We start from the raw sequence: 20,870 nt of genomic DNA, 5'->3' as shown, positions 1-20,870 counted from the left end.
CCAGACTGCCGAGGGAACAATGTTTGATATTTTTACACATATTTCTCCCCCCAGTGCAGGAGGGAGAGACTTCACAGCACAATATCAAGCACTTGATCAAGCTTCAGCTTATACAGCTGATCCTCGTCTCCTTTTATCCATACTGTTTTTTCAAACTCTTCATACCGGCAGATTTTTCCGGTGCAGCGGACAATTTCACCGTCCTGAAAGCAGCTGACAGTGATATCCTGAGCAAACTCCATCGCGGCGCAAAGCGTTTGATTCATCTCCTCCAGCTTATCAGGATCCAGGATCGGCTTTGGCAGCTTCTGTTTATGGCGCTTTCTCTCAAGCAGGCTTTGTTTATGTTCCGGCAGAAACATCCTGCTTCCTTCCCACAGCAGGTTGCCTCTTTTTAAATGGTCGTTCATTTATAGTGACCTCCTATTTTAGCCGCACGTTCAAATGCCTGGCCTGCCGCTGTCAGTGACGCCGCCCGGATGATGGCTGTGTCGCCGAACCGGTTCTTAATGCCGTCCATCACATAGCCGAGGCTCATTTTCTTTGCATAATCCTGAAATAAATTGAGCTGCCATATGTCATCAGATGAGAGCTGAGACAGATTGACCCCGAGGCGGCGGACAGGCTTCCCGTCCCAAAACGTAAGAAACAGCCGGCATACAGCCTCATATACATCCTGCGTAGAATTAGTCGGCTCCGCCAGCTTCACTTGCCGGTTGAAGCCCGCCGGCCAATCAAAATCAGCCCCCCGGCAGCTCACTGATACCGTCTGCCCCATTACTCCGGCGTTTCGGCTTCGCCTGCACACTTCTTCACTCAGCTCCAGCAGCACGACTTTGATTTCTTTGTCAAAGTGTTCGTAGTCTTTTGGGAGAGTCATTCCATGGCCAATCGCCTTTTGCCCGTCCAGAGATGAAGTTGATACAGGGGAATAGTCGATCCCGTTCGCCGTCATCCACAGCACGTGGCCGTTAATGCCCCATTTCTTTTTTAAAAGAGCGAGCGGAAAAGCCGCGAGCCCGCCGATCGTACTGATGCCCATTCGGTTTAAATGATACTTCATTCGGCTCCCGACGCCAAACATGCTGCCCACCGGGAGCGGCCACATATCAGTTTTCATATTTTCTTTCGTTAAGGTAAAAATACCGTTCTTATTCTTTTTGGCAAAATTGTCGCACGCGATTTTGGCTAGCGCTTTGTTAGGGCCGATTCCTACCCGCGCATAAACGCCGATCTCCCGCATGATTCTGCCCTGAATGCTTGTCGCGATCTCCTCCGGCGTCCCAAACAGCTTCTGGCTGCCTGTAATGTCCATGAATTGTTCATCGATGGAATACGGCTCCACAAGGTCTGTATATTCCTCTAAAATGGCCGTGATTTGCAGTGATACATCAATGTACCGCTGCATACGGGGCCGGAGCACAACAGCTTCAGGGCACTTTTCCTGCGCCTCCCACAGCCGCGAAGCATTCGCCACCCCCTTTTGTTTCGCCAGCGGGCAGGCAGCCAATACGACTCCGCCCCTTCTTTCAGGATCACCCGAAACAATGACGGGCCTATTTTTCAAATGTGGATTTTCCGCTTTCTCTACAGATGCATAAAACGATTGCATGTCAACGAGAAAAATCACTTTTTCTTTCATCATACACACCTCTAAAAAGAACTTATGTTCGCTTTTTCTATTATATGCGAAAATATGTTCGTTTTATACTGGTAAATGATTCTTGTCTGACAGAAAATATGATCCAAGGGTGTGAGAGAAGAAAAACATTTAGTAGAATAAAAGCGAAGCATAAAGATAGGAGAGTCATAATGGAGAAATTTGTTGAAAAAATGATGGGGCAGGCACTGCGTCAATACGGCAGAAATGTTGCCATAGATCCGTTAAGCCCGTACGAAAAACAAAGCCTGAAAGCCGCCTTAGAAGAGAGACGGAATGAAGAACCCGATGAGGATCTGCATGCGCATATAGAAGATATCATTTATGACTATGTCACAAATCAAGGACTGTTCTCTTAAACGCTGGTCAAAAGAAAACAGAGGCGCACAGCGCCCCAATCAGACTGTCAGTTCTTTCAGCCGCTGATGCGGCTTCCCTTTGAAAACACCGCCGTGAAATAACAGGCTCAAGCGTGTCATACTGCAGAAGGGCTTGCAGAGAAAGAAAAGCAGGCTTTTCTCACGCTCCATAGATTGATATGGCCTGACAAATCCCCGGCGTAAAAATCACCCGAATGCCCCTCAAAATAAGGCCGCCGCTCCAGTTCGCGTAAATCTTGATCTCATGTCCGGCATCACTGAGCATTTCCGGAACTTGATCCACATCATGATAGGTTGACATCACTGCCTTTAATGTTTCAAACAGACCTCCGTATTCTTCCATGCCCCTGCCGAATCGCTTTAAAATGTCTCAGCATTCCAGCATCAATTAATATTGTGCTTTTACCCCGGATAAGCGTCGGACATATCGTCGTCATTTTCCTTCCGAATGCTTTAACCTCAATTTCAATCATGTCCACACATGGTAAAATGTCAATAACAAAATATTTTGAATTCTCCATTGGAGAAGGGAATTTTTTCATATATGATAGAAAAAGATTCTAACATACAGGAGAGAATACGATTTATGAAAAAATGGAAAAATATCCACCCGATCAGCTGGACAATTATAATCGGAACCATTTTCGGCAGAATGGCCACATCGATGAGTATCCCTTTTTTAGCGATTTATTTAACAGCCGTCCAAGGCGCATCAGCGTCCTATGCAGGGCTGGTCATTGCCGCAAGCTCATCAGTCGGCATCCTTGCAAGCTTTTACGGCGGATATATCTCGGACAAATTTGGCAGAAAAAACATGATGCTTGTGTCCATTTTCGGCTGGATGCTGGTATTTGCAGGATTTGCGGCGGCATCTCATCTCTGGGTGTTTTTTGTGGTAAACGCATTAAACGGTCTTTGCAAATCACTGTTTGAGCCAGCTTCAAAGGCTTTGCTGTCTGATATGGCAGAAGAAAAAAACAGACTGCTTGTTTTTAATTTACGCTATGCAGCTATTAATATCGGCGTTGTCTTCGGACCGGTACTCGGCCTGTATTTCGGCTCATCTCAATCGACCGCACCCTTTTTGGTGCCCGCAGTCATTTACGGACTATACGGACTCGTGCTTGCCATCCAATTTAAAAAACATCCATCCTCATCAGCATCAGGCCAATCCCGAAATATGAGCGTGCGGGAAGCATTTATGGTGACGCAAAAGGATCATCTTTTTACAATTGCTTTGGTCGGCATTACAATATGCACCTTCGGCTACTCACAATTCAGTTCAACATTCCCGCAGTATATGGCGCAGAACCCCTTGATCGGCAATGGAACGAAGCTGTACGGGTTGATGCTGACATTAAACGCAATCGTTGTGTTGGCAACGCAATTTCCCATCGTCCATTTTGCAAAACGTTTTTCGCCGCTTCGCTCCCTGATGCTCGGTAATGTGATGGTTAGTGTCAGCATGGCCATTTTCACCATATCACACGGTGTTTCATCACTTGTTATAATCGTGGTTACATTTACAATCGGCGAAGTGCTTTTATTCTCTATGATGGATTTGTTTGTAGACCAGATTGCAAAACCAGGATTAAAAGGCACTTATTTCGGGGCAATCGGTTTTTCACAGCTCGGAAACGTCATCGGCCCCTGGGTCGGGGGTATATGTATAGACCTATTTGGCGCTGGCCGGCCGATTTTTATTTTTTCTGTCCTGAGCGGCATCACCCTGCTCGGCCTGCCATTTTTAGCGTTTGCCTATCGGCAGATGAAAACGGAAATGACAAAACACCGGTCCGCGCTGGAAAAGCCGCTTTAAACAAAAAAACGGGAGAGAACCAATCTCTCCCGCAAAAATGAGGTGATGAACATGAATATAGGTGATGTGATGTTTCAGCTTTTCGTATTTATCGTGTTTGCCGCTGTCATCTTTGCAGCTGTTACAGGCTTCAAGTATGCGAAGAACCGAAAAGCGCAGCTGGATCGCATTGAGAAAAAGCTTAACAGCCTGCCCGAAGATCACGATTAACCGCTTGGGGCAGTGAGCTCTACCTTAATCCGATCCGGCCTTTTTGAAACTCTTTATAGCCAAGTTCTTTTAAGAACCATCCCCAAAACCGTCGAGACGCTTCCAAATCAGAGACATACAGTTCAATATGATGCACGATATCACACCCGCCTTACCAGCACTTCTTCAACCTTATGCCCGTCTCCCTTACGCAAAATGAGATCTGACCTGAATTTAGTCGGCAAGATATTTTCATATAAATTCGGCCGGTTGACACTCTCCCAAATCGAGGCCGCCATCTCGTCAGCCTCCTGATCAGACAAGTCTTTAAATTTATGAAAATAAGAATCGGGATTTTGAAAAGCTGTTTCCCGAAGCAGACGAAAACGCTCTAAATACCAAGTGAAAATCCGGCTTTCTTCCGCATCCACATAAATCGAAAAATCAAAGAAATCGGAAACAAAAATACGCGGATTTTCCCGGTCATCCTCCAAGGTGGGCGACTGAAGAACATTAATACCTTCAATAATCACAATATCGGCCTGTTCTACAACCTCGAACACACCTTCCTCGCGGTCATAGGTGAGATGGGAATATACCGGAGCCTTTACTCTGTCTTTTCCTGATTTTAAGTCATTCAAAAATTCGAGCAGCGCCTTTACGTCATAGCTTTCGGGAAACCCTTTTCGTGACATCATATTTTTCTTTTTCAGCTCGGCAGTAGGAAATAAAAAACCATCTGTCGTGATAAGGCTCACTTTAGGACGGTCCGGCAAACGCGAAAGCAGCTTCTGCAATATCCGCGCCGTCGTGCTTTTCCCGACTGCCACACTGCCGGCGATGCCGATAATAAACGGAATTTTGGCTGAATGAGGGTGCTTTAAAAAAACATTGACATGCTTATTGCGTTCGGCCGCAGACTTAACATGCAAATGAAGCAGGCGAACAAGCGGAATATAGATCGTTTCCACTTCTTCAACAGATAGATAATCATTCAGCCCTTCCACGGCTTTTGCCTCTTCTTCAGAAACAGCAATCGACAAATGTCCCCCAAAACCAGACCAAGACTCACGATTGTGCTTTGTATATAAAGTATGTAAGTTAAGCTCTTTATTTTTCACTGTTTACACCTGACTCTCTGAAGGTTAAAACCCTTACAAAGATTGTAACGGAAAACCCTTTCACTGTCTGCTTATTTTTTCAGCAAATCCGCACCGATTCGGTTATACGCGGCCATTTCTTCTTTTGGAACCATGCTCCCTCCCGTTCCCCAGACGACATGTACGGCATGTTCCATGTTATATTTCTGACTATAACGCCTTCCCTCTTCTGTCGAAAAAAGCTGAATCGGCCCGAACATGCCGGCAAGACCAGAGGGCTCTAAATATTTATTTTCAGATACAGCCAGCATATGAAGCAAGGTATAAAGCGTATTGTCCTTTACCGTATAACAGCCGCTCAGAAGAGGTTCGATCAGCTTGCCGACAAATCCTGACGGCCTCCCTACGGCAAGCCCGTCAGCAGCCGTCCGATTATCCAGGCCGATATCCTGGACAGAAATCTTCTCGTGAAGGCCGGAATAAAGCCCCAACAGCATACACGGTGAATGAGTCGGCTCCCCGAAAAACACATGAACATGGTCTCCATATAAAAGCTTCAGCCCGAATGCCACACCACCCGGCCCTCCGCCGACGCCGCACGGCAGATACACAAACAGCGGCGTCTCAAGACTCGGTTGTATATTCATACAGTCAAGCTGGGTTTTTAATCGGCTTGCAGCAACAGCATATCCTAAGAACAGCTGACGGGAATGTTCATCATCAATGAAATAACAGAATGGATCTTGTTCCGCCTGCCGTCTCCCTTCTTTCACCGCTTCACTGTAATCTGATTCATACTCCATGACGGTGACACCCTTTTGGCGAAGGAGATCCTTTTTCCACTGCTTAGCATCGGCGGACATATGCACTGTCACACGAAACCCGAGTTTGGCACCGATGATGCCGATGCTTAACCCCAGATTTCCTGTCGAACCCACAGCAATCGAATAGCGCGAGAAAAACGCGGCAAACCGCTCTTCATGTAAGATGCGGTAATCATCGGTTTCCTGAAGCATTCCTTCTTGAAGTGCCAGCTTTTCAGCATGCTTCAGTACTTCATAAATCCCGCCCCGCGCTTTAATCGATCCTGAAATCGGAAGCTCATGGTCGCACTTTAAAAGCCATCTTCCCGGAAATGGCTGCTTGTATGCCGCTTCCAGCTTTTCCTTCATATGCTGCATCTCAAAAAGCGGAGACTCGATCATTCCTTTGGCATCTTTCGTCTCAGGAAACACCTCAGCAATATAAGGAGCAAACCGCCGCAGCCTTTTTTCCGCCTCTGCTATCTCACTTTCCCACTCATCTGCATCGAATAACGGTCCCTCTTTCTTGCCCGGATTTGCCCAGAATACAGGCTCTGCATCAATCAGTTTCTGAATAAACGGATCTTTGAGCAGAACATGAAGGGCTTCTTGATTGATTGACATCCAATGGTTTCTCCCTTCCTCTATAAAAACTGCCTGTGACTATGCCAACAAACCAACTCGCTACAGGCAGTTCCATCGTTATTTTTTCATGAGTACCCGTCCTGCCAGCTTTTCAACGAGAGCTGGAAACAACTGATACAGCTTGGTGCCGGCATTCATTAAACGCGGAAGATTGATCTCCCGTTTGTTGGTTAAAATAGCAGCTGTAATTTGAGCTGCCACGTCATCAGGATCAAGCATCCACCGGCCTACATTTTTGACGTAGTCCCCGTCTTTATCAGCAATGGAAAAAAAGTCCGTCTGAATCGGTCCCGGATTGACTGTTGTCACATAAATGCCGGTTCCCGCCAGCTCCATCCGCAAAGCGTTTGAGTAGCCGAGCACGGCATGTTTTGTCGCAGAGTAAAGACTCGACTTCGGTGTTGCAATTTTCCCTGCTTGAGAAGCGATGTTGATGATATGGCCCTTTTTTTGCTCAAGCATATGCGGAAGCACCGCTTTTGTACAGGCGATCAAGCCAAAGACATTCACATCAAACATCGCTTTCATGTCATCCAGTGTCGAGTCTAAAACCGTTTCAAATATACCGAAGCCCGCATTGTTGATCAGTACATCAACCGAGCCGATCTGATTGCGGACACGGTCGATATCCTCTAGGCGGCCGACATCCAGAGGAAAAATCTCACACTGTCCGCTCCATTCCTCGGTTATTTTCCTTTTGATTTCAATCAAACGATCCTCACGTCTTGCCGACAGCAGGACATGGGCTCCTTCAGCAGCGCATAAATATGCAATTCTTTCACCAAGCCCTCCTGAAGCGCCGGTTATCCAAATCCGCTTTCCCGCTATATGTTTCACCCATTTCACCTCTTCATTGTTCTAAAGTATGCAGTATTTCCTTCCCAATATGACGTGATGGCTTCTTCAGCCGCCAACACATCAAGATGCCCTGCCGTTTCTGACATCGTTAAAAATAATTCCTTTTCATACACAGCAGGAAAAAGCTGCTGGCAGACCTGAAAAGCAGTCATCGGCTTTTCATCCAGCATGCGCCGCACATCCTCCGTCCTGTTCCTCTGTTTGTCAAAACGCTTCTCAATCAGCGCCTGAACGCTGGTGATTGTCTCGCCGTGACCGGGAAACACGATTGTTGGATCAAGTTCAGACAGCCTTCCCAACGACCGCTGATAATCGACTAAAGGCTTTGACCTTATGTCTCCCGCTTTCGGCGCTTCCAGAATCGGGTTAGACGAGCTGTTGGCCAGCAGAAGATCGCCGCCAAGCATTCTCCCGCTTTTTTCATGGAAAAGAACGATATGCGATTCAGCATGTCCAGGCATCTCCAAAACCGACCAGCCCTCAAGCCCATCAATACTCATACCTTCTCTGACTGTTTTCGTCAGGGATCTCGTACAGGAAAATGCGTACGCGGACCGAATGAGCTTTTCTGCCTTTTCCATATCAAAAGGAACGCCTAATTCTGGCAGCAGCTTTTGGAAAAAACGTTTTTGCCAATCCATAAAAGCCTGATCTCGGCTGATATAAGGTTCGTTAAACGGATGTCCGATCACTTCGATTTCATCAGAAAAGACATCAAGCAGGCCTGCATGATCAGCGTGATGGTGAGTCAGTACAACCTGCTCGATATCTGACATTTTCACATTTACAGCGGCAAGCTGCTCTTGAAGGGCTCTGACAGCCTCCTTTGTATTCGGCCCGGCATCGATAAGTGTCAGCGCATCGCCTTTTACTAGATACACGAGAACATCGCCGACAGCAAATGGCGTCGGGATACGGATCGCAATTACATCTGAAGTTGTCATCCTTTTGCTCCTTGTCTTCATTCATTATTCATATTTTAGCTTTTTCTCGGTCTTGTGTCATTATTGCCGAATGAGAACGGCCCTTTTTGAAAAAGCTATTGACATTAGCTTGTCCGCCATTGCATAATGAACAACAAACTAAAACGAGAACCATTGGAACGCTATGACGAGGAATAGTATACAAGACAATGGCCAAAGAGAGCGATATCCCCGGCTGAAAGGTATTGCGGCCCGCTTGTTTGTAGAACCTGCCCTCAGAGCGGTTAGGAAAACCTAAACGTTTCCCGCGTTACGGGATTTGAGCTGAGCACAATCTGTGCTAATGAGGGTGGTACCGCGAACCTTTTCGTCCTTTACGTGATGAAAAGGTTTTTTGTTGTTCTGATAGAAGGAGGATATCAATGAAAAAGATAGGATTTGTCGGCGCCGGGTCCATGGCAGAAGCAATGATCAACGGTATTTTGCAAAGCGGCATCACAAAACCAGAACATATCTATATCACAAACCGCTCAAATGATGAGCGTCTGATTGAATTAAAGGAAACGTACGGTGTGCGTCCATGCAGAGATAAAAATGAGTTTTTCACTCAAACCGATATCATCATCCTCGCTTTTAAACCGAAGGACGCGGCGGAAAGCATTGACAGCATCCGTTCGTATCTCAAGGACCAGCTTGTAATTTCAGTACTTGCAGGCCTTACCATTGAAACCATTCAGCACTATTTTGGCAGAAAGCTCGCGGTCATTCGCGTCATGCCTAATACTTCAGCAGCCATCAGAAAATCAGCAACCGGATTTTCCGTAAGCGCTGAAGCAAGCCAGGATGATATCACCGCAGCAAAGGCTTTATTGGAAACAATCGGCGATGCCACACTTGTTGAGGAACAGCATCTTGATGCTGTCACGGCGATCGCCGGCAGCGGTCCAGCCTACGTGTACCGTTATATTGAGGCAATGGAAAAAGCGGCGCAGAAAGTAGGATTGGATGAGGAAACAGCAAAAGCACTCATTTTGCAGACAATGGCAGGGGCAACAGATATGCTCCTTCAAAGCGGCAAACAGCCCGCACAGCTCCGCAAGGAAATCACAAGCCCGGGAGGCACAACAGAGGCAGGTCTTCGCGCTTTACAGGACTCCCGCTTTGAAGAAGCAATTATTCACTGTATTGAAGAAACTGCTAAACGCAGCGCTGAAATCAAAAAGCAGTTTGCCGGTGCCGCCTTAGAGAGGCATTCATAGTGTAAGCACAAAGACAGAAGGCACAATGCCATCTGTCTTTTGTTTTTCCTAAGACAGCTTACCGGCAGTTTCTGATTGTTTTAATAGCGCAGCGATCGTAAACGAAAGCAAGTCGGGAAGCACTTCAAAGGAATAAGGCAAATACAGTCTTTCCGTCCATTTGTGCGGGTCTTTTCCAGCCGGGCCGACATTTAAAACCGGTACATATAAAGCCTGGTCTTTGCCGCTTGGCAGCGAATATCCTCTGTTAAAGAGCGGCATATTGCTTGTGTACGCATCAACCTCCTGCTTTTCGAGCTGCAGATAGCTTAAGTCTGAAAGTCCGGGAAAATATTGAACCTCCCGTAACGCAATGCCGTATCTGTCAGCCGCATATTGCATAAGCTGGTCAGCTGTATTCCTGATCAACTGATCGTCCTTTGAAGAAACCGCCGGATAAAACGGCGGGCTGTAAAAAAGAACAATAAGCGGCGTATCCTCCTTACAAAGTGCAGCAAGCTCAGATACAATTTTCGTCGAAAAATCCCTGTCTCCAAGATCTCCCCTGTTGGCAAAGGCATAATTCAGAACCCGCTCGGTTTCAGAATTTCCAGCACGCTTTTTCGCACGCGCGATCAGCTCATCAAATGTCAAAACAGAGACAGCGCGTTCCATCGGCGTAAATGACTCAAATTGCTGAAAATCCTGTGTTTTCTTCCGAATGTTCGCAGTTATTTCCTCCGCCGCCTGTTCGGCGGTTTTAAGCAACATCTGATGCAGTTCACTGGCCGATCGTTTCATTGACAGCACATTAAATAACGTGACAGCTGTATGCGGTGTCTGAACAGAATACGCCTCTTTCAAGTCCTTTTGCATTAAGTTTACCGGCGGCGGAGTGACTTCACCATCAACCTTTTCGCAATAATCCGCATTCAGCTCAAGCAAGCGGTTAATCTCAGATACCATTAAATTTGCATTTATGCCTGAAAACGGCTCTCCGACATGAGTTTCAATCCCCTTGCAGAAAAATCCCGCAAGCACCTTTCCAATGCTTCCTGAGTAAAAATATTGCTGCTGGTCGCCGGGAAATTTTTCAAACATCGGTTCAGCATTCAGGCAAGCTGTTAATGTGATATCATACTTTTTCTCCATTTCCTTCAGTACAGGAACCGCTTCAATCATGCCTCTTGAATTCACTTCCTCGTCAGGAACCGTAATCAACAGCAGATTGCCTTCAAATTGGCCGTTCATTGCCCGCTCCAGCATCGACAGCTGAACCGCAAGCCCCGCTTTCATATCCATCGTCCCTCTTCCGAACAGCCAGTCGCCGCTTTCAGCGTCTGTTCTGACACGCTCCGGAAGCAGCTCTTTTTTCTCTAAAAAGGAGCTCAACAGCTCAGCAGGCTTACATGCCATATGTTTGAATTCTCCATAATCCTCTATGTCCACGACATCAAAATGACTCAGCAAAAGCACTGTCTTTTTGACATTCTTCTTTTTGACAAGAGCCGTAAGAAAGGATCTGCCGTCGTCCATCGTATGAAGTGTTACATCATCTGGATGTTTTTGAAAATAAGGCTTGTCCTTCAAAATAAAATAAAGATATTCAGCAAGCGCTGCCTCTCCCTTCGAACCGGTGATGCTTTCGTATTGCACAAGAGAAGTTAAAAGGGTCAGCAATTCGTCCTTCGTCTGCCAATTCATCGATTTCCGCCCCCTCCTATGTATAAAAACGCTTCTAGCTTGAAAAATAAGATGATTCCCTGTCTATTATACAGAAATGTTTGACAAAAACGGATCTTTTGAGCAGTTTATATGACGTGAAAGAAATGACCTGATATAATCAATCTCTAAAACCTTACGGGAGGCGAAAGAAATGGCCAGAAAATTATTCACACCTATTACAATTAAAGATCTGACGTTAAAAAACCGCATCGTCATGTCGCCAATGTGCATGTATTCTTCTCATGAAAAGGACGGAAAATTGACGCCGTTCCACATGGCACATTACATATCACGCGCAATCGGCCAGGTCGGACTGATTATTGTGGAGGCATCAGCCGTTAATCCTCAAGGGCGAATCACAGACCAAGACTTAGGAATTTGGAGTGACGAGCATATTGAAGGCTTTGCCAAACTGACTGAACAGGTTAAAGAACAAGGCTCAAAAATCGGCATTCAGCTTGCCCATGCCGGCCGTAAAGCAGAGCTTGAAGGAGATATTTTCGCTCCATCGGCGATTGCGTTTGACGAACAATCAGCAACACCTGTAGAAATGTCAGCAGAAAAAGTAAAAGAAACGATCCAGGAATTCAAACAAGCGGCAGCCCGCGCAAAAGAAGCCGGCTTTGATGTAATTGAAATTCATGCGGCGCACGGATACTTAATTCACGAATTTCTATCTCCGCTATCCAACCATCGTACAGATGAATACGGCGGCTCACCAGAAAACCGCTATCGTTTCTTAAGAGAAATCATCGATGAAGTCAAACAAGTATGGGACGGCCCTTTATTTGTCCGTGTATCTGCTTCTGACTATACAGACAAAGGCTTAGACATCGCCGATCACATCGGTTTTGCAAAATGGATGAAGGAGCAGGGTGTTGACTTAATTGACTGCAGCTCAGGCGCCCTTGTTCATGCAGACATTAATGTATTCCCAGGCTATCAGGTCAGCTTCGCTGAGAAAATCCGTGAACAGGCTGACATGGCAACTGGTGCTGTCGGCATGATTACAGACGGTTCAATGGCTGAAGAAATTCTGCAAAACGGACGTGCCGACCTTATCTTTATCGGCAGAGAGCTTCTGCGGGATCCTTTCTTTGCAAGAACTGCTGCGATACAGCTCAATACAGAGATTCCGGCCCCTGTTCAATACGAAAGAGGCTGGTAATGTCCAAAAGAGATATCCTCAACCGGATATCTCTTTTTTTATTTTTTAGAGAAACGATCAGCTCAGGTTCTCCGTCTCCCTAGTAGAACCAATTAGAGGAGATGACTCCAATGAACTCAGCTTGGATGGAAAAGACATATACAATTGACGGATGTGCGTTTCATACACAACACCGGAGAGGATCAAGCGGTGTAACGATTGTCTTTGAGGCCGGCTACGGTACTTCTTCTGAGACGTGGGAACCATTAATGGCGGACATTGATGATGAATTTGGCATTTTCACATATGATCGGGCAGGAATAGGGAAAAGCGGACAAAGCAGCACTAAACGAACAGCTGAACAACAGGTGAAAGAATTGGAGAGTTTGCTTAAAGCAGCAGATGTAAAACCTCCTTATTTGGCTGTTTCTCACTCATACGGAGCTGTGATCACCGGTTTATGGGCCTGCAAAAACAGGCGCGATATTATCGGTATGGTCCTCCTTGATCCAGCTTTAGGAGATTGCACAAGCTTCTCCTTTATTCCTGAAGAAATGCACAAAGCATACACAAGAAAGAGGATGTTTGAGGGCACACATGCAGAATTTTCAAAAAGCCTGCAGGTTCTCAAACAACAGCAAGTCCATTTAGGAAACATGCCTCTCCTTGTGTTGTCATCAGGTGAACGGACTGAGAAATTCGCTGCTGAACAGGAGTGGCAAAACCTGCACAGCAGCATATTGTCTCTATCTAATCAAAGCGGCTGGATTCAAGCTAAAAACAGCTCGCACAACATCCATCATGATGAACCTCATATCGTTCATTTGGCTATTTATGACGTATGGTGCGCAGCGTGCCAGCAGGCCGCTCCTCTTTACCAGGCAGTCAATTAACATAAAAAAAGACCGGGCTGTAAGACGCCCGGTCTTTTATGTTATTTTGTTTCACGATGAAGAGTATATTTCTTTAAACGCGGTGAATATTTTTTCAGCTCTAAACGGTCTGGGTTGGTGCGTTTATTTTTTGTTGTGATGTAATTTCGGTCTCCCGTTTCAGTGCAGGCTAAAGTAACATTTACTCTCATATTAACATCTCCTTATAAAGCGTAATGATTACGTTTTATTATACAATGTAATCTCAGATTGTCAAATAAGAGTTTTTTTCAGCCTCGTGGGACGTTTACCTCTAAGAAATCATACGCCGCCACGCTGTTTGGGAAAACGTCTGCCGCTTCTTTTTGAAGCTCCAGAGAGGCATCTCCCTGATATCTGGCACTGATATGGGTTAAAATGAGCTGCTTCGCCCCGGCTTCTTTCGCTGTTACAGCAGCTTGTTCCGTTGTACTGTGAAAATAATCATAAGCAAGTTTCCTATCTTCCTTAGCAAATGTCGCTTCATGAACAAGCACATCACAATCCCTTGCAAGCTCTTTTAGTTTGTCACTTACTCTCGTATCTCCTGAAAACACCACAGCCCTGCCCTTTTTAGGAGGCTCCAGAAAATCATTTCCATTAATGATGCGCCCGTCTTCAAGCGTTACCGTTTCGCCTTTTTTGATTTTTTGATACACAGGTCCGGGCGGGATGTTCATTTCCTTTAATAAATCCGCCTTTAAGGAACCAGGCACGTCTTTTTCCTGTACGCGGTATCCGAAGGCTTCCACTCCATGAATAACAGATACTCCCGTGACAATAAACTGATCGTCTTCAAACACGATTCCTTCTTCGATTTCATTGATCACAAGCGGATATGTCAAATGGGTTTTCGTGACGGCAAGGCTTGTTTCAATAAAAGCCTTGATGCCTTTTGGCCCGTACACCGTCAGCTCGTCTTCACCGCCTTGAAAGGAGCGGCTCCCCAGAAGCCCTGGAAGCCCGTAAACATGATCGCCGTGCATGTGGGTAATGAATATTTTTTCTATTTTACGAGGTTTAATCGTTGTATGTAAAATTTGATGCTGTGTGGCTTCCCCGCAGTCAAACAGCCATATCGAACGCCTTTCTTCAAGCAATTTTAATGCCACCGACGTTACGTTTCTCGCCTTGGCGGGAATGCCGGCTCCCGTCCCTAAAAAAAGTAATTCCACATTTCCTTCCTCCTACTAGAACTAGTTACCTACAAGAATACAGGATCATGCGCAAAATGTGAATCTTGCCTCTGAAAGGAACAATCCTTTCGTTCTAGAAACATTTTTACGGCATTCAGCAAAAAATGGGCTGAAATGTTTGCTTTCGTTGAATTTTAGATTTAAAATGAAGGAAATATACGGGGTGTACTAAAATAAAGCTTCGAATAAAGTGAGGTACTTTTAGTGAAAACAAACCAACAACCAAAAGCAGTAATTGTCATATTCGGTGCAACGGGAGATTTAGCAAAACGAAAACTGTATCCGTCTATTCACCGTTTATATCAAAACGGACAAATCGGAGAAGAGTTTGCAGTTGTAGGAGTTGGAAGAAGACCTTGGTCTAATGAAGATCTTCGCCAAACCGTTAAAACATCCATATCCTCATCTGCAGATAAACATATAGATGATTTCACGTCTCATTTTTACTATCACCCGTTTGACGTGACAAATCCTGGCTCTTATCAAGAGCTTAACGTATTGCTTAACCAACTGGAAGGTACATATCAAATTCCGAACAACAGAATGTTCTACTTGGCAATGGCTCCTGAATTCTTCGGGACAATTGCAAAAACATTAAAATCAGAAGGTGTTACAGCAACAACAGGCTGGTCCCGCCTTGTCATTGAAAAGCCGTTCGGCCATGATCTGCCAAGCGCACAGGCACTGAACAAAGAAATCCGCGAAGCGTTTACAGAAGATCAAATTTACAGAATCGACCATTATTTAGGCAAACAAATGGTTCAGAACATTGAAGTAATTCGATTTGCCAATGCGATTTTCGAACCGCTTTGGACAAACCGCTATATCTCAAATATTCAAATTACATCAAGCGAATCACTTGGCGTTGAGGACCGTGCAAGATATTACGAAAAATCAGGCGCCCTGCGCGACATGGTGCAAAACCACATCATGCAAATGGTTGCCCTTCTTGCAATGGAGCCGCCGATCAAATTGAACACAGAAGAAATCCGAAGCGAAAAAGTGAAGGTTCTGAGAGCTCTGCGCCCTATTGCAAAAGACGAAGTGGATGAGTACTTTGTGCGCGGACAATATCAAGCCGGTGAAATTGACGGTGTATCGGTTCCTGCTTATACAGATGAGGATAATGTCGCTCCTGACTCAAATACAGAAACGTTTGTTTCAGGCAAGCTCTTGATAGACAACTTCAGATGGGCTGGTGTTCCATTCTATATCCGAACCGGAAAACGAATGAAAGAAAAGTCCACAAAAATCGTTGTTCAATTTAAGGACATTCCGATGAACCTGTACTACGGCAATGAAAACAATATGAATCCGAACTTGCTCGTCATCCATATTCAGCCTGACGAAGGCATTACGCTTTACTTAAACGCTAAAAAGCTTGGCGGGGCAGCACACGCGCAGCCAATCAAACTGGATTACTGCAGCAATTGCAATGACGAGATGAACACCCCTGAAGCATATGAAAAATTAATTCACGACTGTCTTCTTGGCGATGCAACAAACTTTGCTCACTGGGATGAAGTTGCCCTATCTTGGAGCTTTGTCGATTCCATTTCTGAAACATGGGCAGCAAACAAAACCTTGTCTCCTAACTACGAATCAGGCTCTATGGGACCGAAAGAATCAGATGATCTTTTGGCGAAAGACGGCTTGCACTGGTGGAATATATAAAACGAGAAAAGCCGAAAATGCTTGTGAGCATTTTCGGCTTTTTTTGCAGCTGTCAAGACTGCCATATCCCTTAAGACATTCTTTAATAACAAAAACCCCCGAAGCCTAAAGACTTCGGGGGTTTCTATTGATCACTTCATCCATTCAGTATGGAAGATACCTTCTTTATCAGTACGCTCATAAGTATGGGCGCCAAAGTAGTCACGCTGTGCTTGGATTAGGTTTGCAGGCAGTACGGCTGTACGGTAGCTGTCATAGTAAGCTAATGCGCTTGAGAATGACGGCGCCGGCACACCTTGGGCAACTGCAAGTGAAATCACTTGGCGAAGCGCTCCTTGGTAGCTTTCCACAATATTTTTGAAGTAGCTGTCTAGAAGCAGGTTATCAAGCTCAGGTTCGCGATCGTAAGCTTCTTTAATCTTTTGAAGGAATGCTGCACGAATGATGCAGCCGCCGCGGAAGATCATAGCGATTTCGCCATATTTCAGATCCCAGTTATATTCTTCAGAAGCAGCTTTCATTTGGGCAAATCCTTGCGCGTAAGAACAAATTTTACTCATGAACAGCGCTTTTCTGACTGCTTCAATCAGCTCTTCTTTATTTTCTGTAACAGGCTTCTCTTCTGGCCCTGAAAGAATGCCGCTCGCTTTCACACGTTCTTCCTTCATAGCTGAGATAAAACGTGCGAATACAGACTCAGTAATAATCGGAAGCGGAACACCTAAGTCAAGCGCGCTTTGGCTTGTCCATTTTCCTGTTCCTTTTTGGCCTGCTTTATCAAGAATCACATCAACAAGCGGTTTGCCTGTTTCTTCGTCTTTTTTCGTAAAGATGTCAGCTGTAATCTCAATCAGGTAGCTGTCAAGCTCACCTTTATTCCATTCAGCGAAAACTTCGTGAAGCTCATCAGCTGAAAGGCCGAGCACCTGTTTCAGAATGAAGTAAGATTCAGAAATCAGCTGCATATCTCCGTATTCAATACCGTTGTGGACCATTTTCACATAATGGCCGGCACCGTCTGGACCGATATATGTGGTACAAGGTTCTCCGTCAACTTTTGCAGAAATCGCTTCAAGAATCGGCTTCACAAGCTCATGTGCTTCTTTTTGTCCGCCTGGCATGATAGAAGGCCCTTTAAGCGCTCCTTCTTCTCCGCCGGAAACGCCTGTTCCGATAAAATGAATGCCGCTTTCAGCGAGCTCTTTGTTACGGCGCTGTGTATCTTTATAGTATGTATTACCGCCGTCAATTAAAATATCATCCTTTTCTAGATGAGGAAGAAGAGATTGAATTGTCGCATCTGTTGCAGTTCCCGCTTTAACCATTAATAAGATTTTGCGCGGTGTTTCCAAGGATTGGACAAACTCTTCAATGCTGTATGTGCCAACAACATTTTTGCCTTTTGCCTCCTGCAGAAACTCCTCAGTTTTACTGCTTGATCTGTTGAAAACAGAAACAGAAAATCCCCGGCTTTCGATATTTAAAGCCAGATTTTTACCCATGACCGCAAGACCGATAACTCCGATTTGTTGTTTTGACATATTCTAACGTCCCTTCTGCAAACGTTTAATCATTTTAAAATTTAAATTAAAATAAAATGATATTTATAATAAAGAAATTACCATACTTCCACCCTTTTTTTCAAGCTATTCAACTTTTCTTTTCATCCTGAAAAAAATCTTTATTAAAGCTTGTTCCCTTCGTTTTGCTCTCCTCTTTTTTTATCCTTGCCCCTTTTCTGATCAGTTTGGAGCCGTACTTATCATTCAGCTTTTCCATCATCTGCTGAATTGGTTCATCCTTCGCATCTTCATTAAAACTGAACAAATCGAGCTGCTTATAGGCCTGCTCTTTTTCTACTAAATCAGTTCCGGTAATGCCAAGCAGCCTGACAGGATTTTTATTCCAATGTTTAAAAAAGAGGTGCTCCGCTTCTTTCATAATTTCATTTTTTTGATCGATCGGATTTTTCAGCGTGATGCTTCTCGTGATGGTTTTCCAATCTGCATATCTAATCATAATAAAAAGCTTCGAAGCCATGACTTCCTTGCGCTGTAAGCGGTCACTGACGGAAGCGGCCAGTTTTCTGAAAACGCCTAACAGCTCTTCTTCATCACTGGAATCATGTGAAAGTGTCGATGAGTTGCCGACGCTTTTAAATTCGTAAATGCGCTCCGGGTCAACTGGCGCATGGTGAATGCCATTTGCTTTATTTTTAAGGCGCGGCCCATTGATGCCAAGCAGGCGCTTCAGCGAGTGTTCATCAGCTGCAGCTAACTCTCCAATCGTATGAATGCCGAGTCCCTTCAGCTTTTCCGCTGTCTTTTTGCCAACTCCGTGCATCTCTCCAACAGAAAGCGGCCAAAGGATATCAGGCACTTGTCTCTTTCTTAAAATCGTGATGCCAAGCGGTTTTTTCATATCAGACGCCATCTTAGCGAGAAATTTATTCGGCGCGATCCCTATGCTTGACGGAAGCAGCAGCTCTTTTTGCAGCCTGCTTTGGATTTCTTTTGCCGTCTCCAAAGCGCGGCTGCTGTATGGTGTATCGGTCATGTCCATATAGCCTTCGTCGATGGAGACAGGCTCCACCAGGTCAGTATATTCACGGAGGATGTTAAACATTGCTCTTGAAGAGCTTCTATAGCGGTCAAAGTTCGGCGGAAGAACGATGAGCTCAGGACAATTGCGCTTCGCTTCCCAAACCGGCATCGTTGTTTTAACGCCGCGCGCTCTTGCTTCGTAGCTGCATGTCACCACGATGCCCTTTCGCTCCTTTACGTTTCCGGCAACTGCGACCGGCTTCCCCCGGAGGGCCGGGTCATATGCCATTTCCACCGATGCATAGAAGCTATTCATATCAATATGGAAAATAATTCGGCCATTTCCCGGCATAAATAAAACTCCTTTTCGTTCATTAGACAACGGCTTGTACATATAGTAAAATGAAGGTATTGAATGGATGTGATTACAATGTTTGTGGAATCGATAAATGACGTTTTATTCTTAGTCGATTTTTTCACAATTATTCTTCCGACTCTGACGGCAATCGGGATTGCATTCCTCTTACGAGAGTGCCGTGCCGGCGAGCAATGGAAATCAAAACGAACAGATGAACATCAGACGGTCTTTCAAATTAACCGAACAGACTTTCTTATTATTATATATCATCGCATTACAACTTGGATACGTAAAGTCTTCCGCATGAATTCGCCTGTGAACGATGATGAAGACGCCAGTTCTCTTCTTTTATAAACCGCATTTATAAAAAGGAGGAGAACAAATTGTTAAAAACATATCAAAAACTTTTGGCTATGGGTATCTTTTTCATCGTATTATGCTCGGGCAATGCTGCATTTGCCGCGACTAATCAGGTGGGAGGCCTCAGCAACGTCGGTTTTTTCCACGACTATTTAATCGAACCGTTTTCTGCTCTGCTTAAGGGTGTTGCCGGGCTGTTTCACGGAGAATACGGACTGTCTATTATTCTCGTCACCATTATTGTGCGTGTCGTTGTACTGCCTTTGTTTGTCAATCAGTTTAAAAAACAGCGCGTGTTCCAAGAGAAAATGGCGGTTATTAAACCTCAGGTTGACAGCATTCAGGCAAAAATAAAAAAAACGAAGGACCCGGAAAAACAAAAAGAACTGCAAATGGAAATGATGAAGCTGTACCAAGAGCACAATATTAATCCGCTTGCCATGGGATGTCTCCCAATGCTGATTCAGTTTCCTATTGTGATTGGGTTTTATTACGCGATTCGCTCTACACCTGAAATTGCGTCACACTCGTTTTTATGGTTCAGTTTAGGACAATCTGACATTCTCGTGTCTCTTAGTGCGGGAGCGATGTACTTTATCCAGGCCTATGTCGCTCAAAAACTAAGCGCGAAATATTCCGCTGTCCCGCAAAACCCGGCGGCACAGCAATCTGCAAAACTGATGGTGTTCATCTTCCCTGTGATGATGACGATTTTCTCGCTTAATGTTCCGGCAGCCCTTCCGCTGTACTGGTTCACAAGCGGGCTGTTCCTGACAGTGCAAAATGTTGTCCTGCAAATGACGCACCATAAAAGTAAAAAAGCCGCCGCTCTTACTGAGCCGGTGAAATAAAAAGCAGTTCTATATTTGTTGATATTATCCCCTTTAAGTAGTGGGCAGAAGAAGCAAGTCTACTTACTTAAAGGGGAATTTTAATGAAAAAATCTAAAAAAAGTATAAATTCAACAAACCAACTGAACTAAACCTCGTCAACGTCCTATAAATGGAGCAGCATCAACAATTTAAATCTAGTAAGCGATACTATTCAAGAAATAATAAAAAAGAGATGTAAATGAAACCCTTTATTCAGTGACCAAGGATTCTCTCACATCTCATCAATCATAAGTTATTACAATCTGTACACCACGAAAAAAAATGTCAGTATACAGCTTTAGCCGAACATCTGCATTTTTAACTTTTAATGAATAAAGAGTATAAAACTATTGATGACATATCAATTTCTATATAAGAAAAGGCTTCTTCTGTCTAATTATTAAGGTTCCTGTGAACTACCCAATAAGTATACTGATGATAAAGAAAGCTTTTATTAGGAAATATATAC

The 20,870-nt window shown here is 44.8% G+C and carries 21 protein-coding genes, 1 pseudogene and 1 other annotated feature; of the genes and pseudogenes, 9 read left to right on the top strand and 13 right to left on the bottom strand.

All coding sequences use genetic code 11. The annotated features are described in order from the left end of the window. Positions 1-71: 71 nt before the first annotated feature. Both LWH95_RS19050 and LWH95_RS19045 read right to left on the bottom strand, forming a co-directional pair. Positions 72-410: a YolD-like family protein gene (locus LWH95_RS19050; protein WP_003236771.1), complete on the bottom strand. Its 339-nt coding sequence runs from the start codon at positions 408-410 to the stop codon at positions 72-74. Further along, positions 407-1,645 (bottom strand): DNA polymerase IV, encoded by a 1,239-nt coding sequence (locus tag LWH95_RS19045; protein WP_232920161.1) that lies wholly within the window; start codon positions 1,643-1,645, stop codon positions 407-409. Before LWH95_RS19045 ends, LWH95_RS19050 begins: the two co-directional genes overlap by 4 nt. Before the next feature lie 167 nt (positions 1,646-1,812). Here LWH95_RS19045 and LWH95_RS19040 point away from each other — a divergent pair, with 167 nt between their 5' ends. After that, entirely contained in the window at positions 1,813-2,019 is a 207-nt protein-coding gene (locus tag LWH95_RS19040) for a YqzH family protein (protein ID WP_003226541.1), read from the top strand. Positions 2,020-2,179: 160 nt separating this feature from the next. Here LWH95_RS19040 and LWH95_RS19035 read toward each other — a convergent pair whose 3' ends face one another. After that, entirely contained in the window at positions 2,180-2,383 is a 204-nt protein-coding gene (locus LWH95_RS19035) for a hypothetical protein (RefSeq protein WP_148981933.1), read from the bottom strand. A gap of 243 nt (positions 2,384-2,626) precedes the next feature. Between LWH95_RS19035 and LWH95_RS19030 the strand changes: the two genes are divergently transcribed. Both LWH95_RS19030 and LWH95_RS19025 read left to right on the top strand, forming a co-directional pair. Next, positions 2,627-3,859, top strand: coding sequence for an MDR family MFS transporter (locus LWH95_RS19030; RefSeq protein WP_232920160.1), 1,233 nt, complete (start codon positions 2,627-2,629; stop codon positions 3,857-3,859). Between the two features lie 51 nt (positions 3,860-3,910). Further along, complete coding sequence (locus tag LWH95_RS19025) at positions 3,911-4,069, top strand: hypothetical protein (protein ID WP_166638367.1); 159 nt, start codon at positions 3,911-3,913, stop codon at positions 4,067-4,069. A 25-nt stretch (positions 4,070-4,094) separates the two neighbouring features. Here the strand turns inward: LWH95_RS19025 and LWH95_RS19020 are convergent. The 5 genes and pseudogenes from LWH95_RS19020 to LWH95_RS19000 form a co-directional block, all read right to left on the bottom strand. Continuing rightward, positions 4,095-4,205: pseudogene (locus LWH95_RS19020) on the bottom strand (VOC family protein); the annotation flags it as partial. A 4-nt stretch (positions 4,206-4,209) separates the two neighbouring features. Beyond that, positions 4,210-5,169 (bottom strand): type I pantothenate kinase, encoded by a 960-nt coding sequence (gene coaA / locus LWH95_RS19015; RefSeq protein ID WP_003236785.1) that lies wholly within the window; start codon positions 5,167-5,169, stop codon positions 4,210-4,212. Between the two features lie 71 nt (positions 5,170-5,240). Further along, positions 5,241-6,575, bottom strand: coding sequence for a D-serine ammonia-lyase (dsdA, locus tag LWH95_RS19010; RefSeq protein WP_232920159.1), 1,335 nt, complete (start codon positions 6,573-6,575; stop codon positions 5,241-5,243). Between the two features lie 78 nt (positions 6,576-6,653). Next, positions 6,654-7,433 (bottom strand): SDR family NAD(P)-dependent oxidoreductase, encoded by a 780-nt coding sequence (locus LWH95_RS19005; protein ID WP_019258824.1) that lies wholly within the window; start codon positions 7,431-7,433, stop codon positions 6,654-6,656. A 5-nt stretch (positions 7,434-7,438) separates the two neighbouring features. Further along, positions 7,439-8,398 carry an MBL fold metallo-hydrolase gene (locus LWH95_RS19000; protein ID WP_232920158.1) on the bottom strand — a complete coding sequence of 320 codons (960 nt, stop codon included), beginning with the start codon at positions 8,396-8,398 and terminating at the stop codon, positions 7,439-7,441. Between the two features lie 154 nt (positions 8,399-8,552). Further along, positions 8,553-8,755: a binding site (T-box leader), on the top strand. A 44-nt stretch (positions 8,756-8,799) separates the two neighbouring features. Here LWH95_RS19000 and proC point away from each other — a divergent pair. Further along, positions 8,800-9,636 carry a pyrroline-5-carboxylate reductase gene (gene proC / locus LWH95_RS18995; protein WP_232920157.1) on the top strand — a complete coding sequence of 279 codons (837 nt, stop codon included), beginning with the start codon at positions 8,800-8,802 and terminating at the stop codon, positions 9,634-9,636. A 48-nt stretch (positions 9,637-9,684) separates the two neighbouring features. On the opposite strand, the gene LWH95_RS18990 is transcribed toward proC, so the two are convergent. Continuing rightward, entirely contained in the window at positions 9,685-11,319 is a 1,635-nt protein-coding gene (locus LWH95_RS18990; protein WP_232920156.1) for a M20/M25/M40 family metallo-hydrolase, read from the bottom strand. 172 nt (positions 11,320-11,491) lie between these two features. On the opposite strand from LWH95_RS18990, the gene namA reads away from it, so the two are divergent. Both namA and LWH95_RS18980 read left to right on the top strand, forming a co-directional pair. Next, complete coding sequence (gene namA, locus LWH95_RS18985; protein WP_232920155.1) at positions 11,492-12,508, top strand: NADPH dehydrogenase NamA; 1,017 nt, start codon at positions 11,492-11,494, stop codon at positions 12,506-12,508. A 110-nt stretch (positions 12,509-12,618) separates the two neighbouring features. Continuing rightward, positions 12,619-13,380 carry an alpha/beta fold hydrolase gene (locus LWH95_RS18980; RefSeq protein ID WP_232920154.1) on the top strand — a complete coding sequence of 254 codons (762 nt, stop codon included), beginning with the start codon at positions 12,619-12,621 and terminating at the stop codon, positions 13,378-13,380. A 41-nt stretch (positions 13,381-13,421) separates the two neighbouring features. On the opposite strand, the gene rpmG is transcribed toward LWH95_RS18980, so the two are convergent. Both rpmG and rnz read right to left on the bottom strand, forming a co-directional pair. Further along, a complete protein-coding gene (rpmG, locus tag LWH95_RS18975) occupies positions 13,422-13,571 on the bottom strand; it encodes a 50S ribosomal protein L33 (protein ID WP_003226511.1) in 150 nt (49 codons plus the stop codon). A gap of 78 nt (positions 13,572-13,649) precedes the next feature. Next, the gene (gene rnz / locus LWH95_RS18970; protein ID WP_232920153.1) at positions 13,650-14,573 is read right to left on the bottom strand and encodes a ribonuclease Z; all 924 of its coding nucleotides are present in this window, start codon (positions 14,571-14,573) and stop codon (positions 13,650-13,652) included. A gap of 225 nt (positions 14,574-14,798) precedes the next feature. Here rnz and zwf point away from each other — a divergent pair, with 225 nt between their 5' ends. Continuing rightward, the gene (gene zwf / locus LWH95_RS18965) at positions 14,799-16,268 is read left to right on the top strand and encodes a glucose-6-phosphate dehydrogenase (RefSeq protein WP_148981941.1); all 1,470 of its coding nucleotides are present in this window, start codon (positions 14,799-14,801) and stop codon (positions 16,266-16,268) included. Between the two features lie 131 nt (positions 16,269-16,399). Here the strand turns inward: zwf and gndA are convergent, their stop codons facing one another. Together gndA and LWH95_RS18955 are read right to left on the bottom strand one after the other, a co-directional pair. After that, positions 16,400-17,809, bottom strand: a complete 1,410-nt coding sequence (gene gndA, locus LWH95_RS18960; protein ID WP_232920152.1) for an NADP-dependent phosphogluconate dehydrogenase — start codon at positions 17,807-17,809, stop codon at positions 16,400-16,402. A gap of 109 nt (positions 17,810-17,918) precedes the next feature. Next, complete coding sequence (locus LWH95_RS18955; RefSeq protein WP_133487037.1) at positions 17,919-19,163, bottom strand: DNA polymerase IV; 1,245 nt, start codon at positions 19,161-19,163, stop codon at positions 17,919-17,921. Positions 19,164-19,235: 72 nt separating this feature from the next. Here LWH95_RS18955 and mifM point away from each other — a divergent pair, with 72 nt between their 5' ends. Both mifM and LWH95_RS18945 read left to right on the top strand, forming a co-directional pair. Continuing rightward, positions 19,236-19,523 (top strand): membrane protein insertion/folding monitor MifM, encoded by a 288-nt coding sequence (gene mifM, locus LWH95_RS18950; RefSeq protein ID WP_080010842.1) that lies wholly within the window; start codon positions 19,236-19,238, stop codon positions 19,521-19,523. A 29-nt stretch (positions 19,524-19,552) separates the two neighbouring features. After that, a complete protein-coding gene (locus LWH95_RS18945) occupies positions 19,553-20,380 on the top strand; it encodes a membrane protein insertase YidC (RefSeq protein ID WP_232920151.1) in 828 nt (275 codons plus the stop codon). Positions 20,381-20,870 lie beyond the last annotated feature (490 nt).

Source organism: Bacillus sp. G16 (assembly GCF_021282335.1).
GTDB lineage: Bacteria > Bacillota > Bacilli > Bacillales > Bacillaceae > Bacillus > Bacillus inaquosorum.
This window is presented reverse-complemented; position numbering and strand designations above follow the sequence as displayed.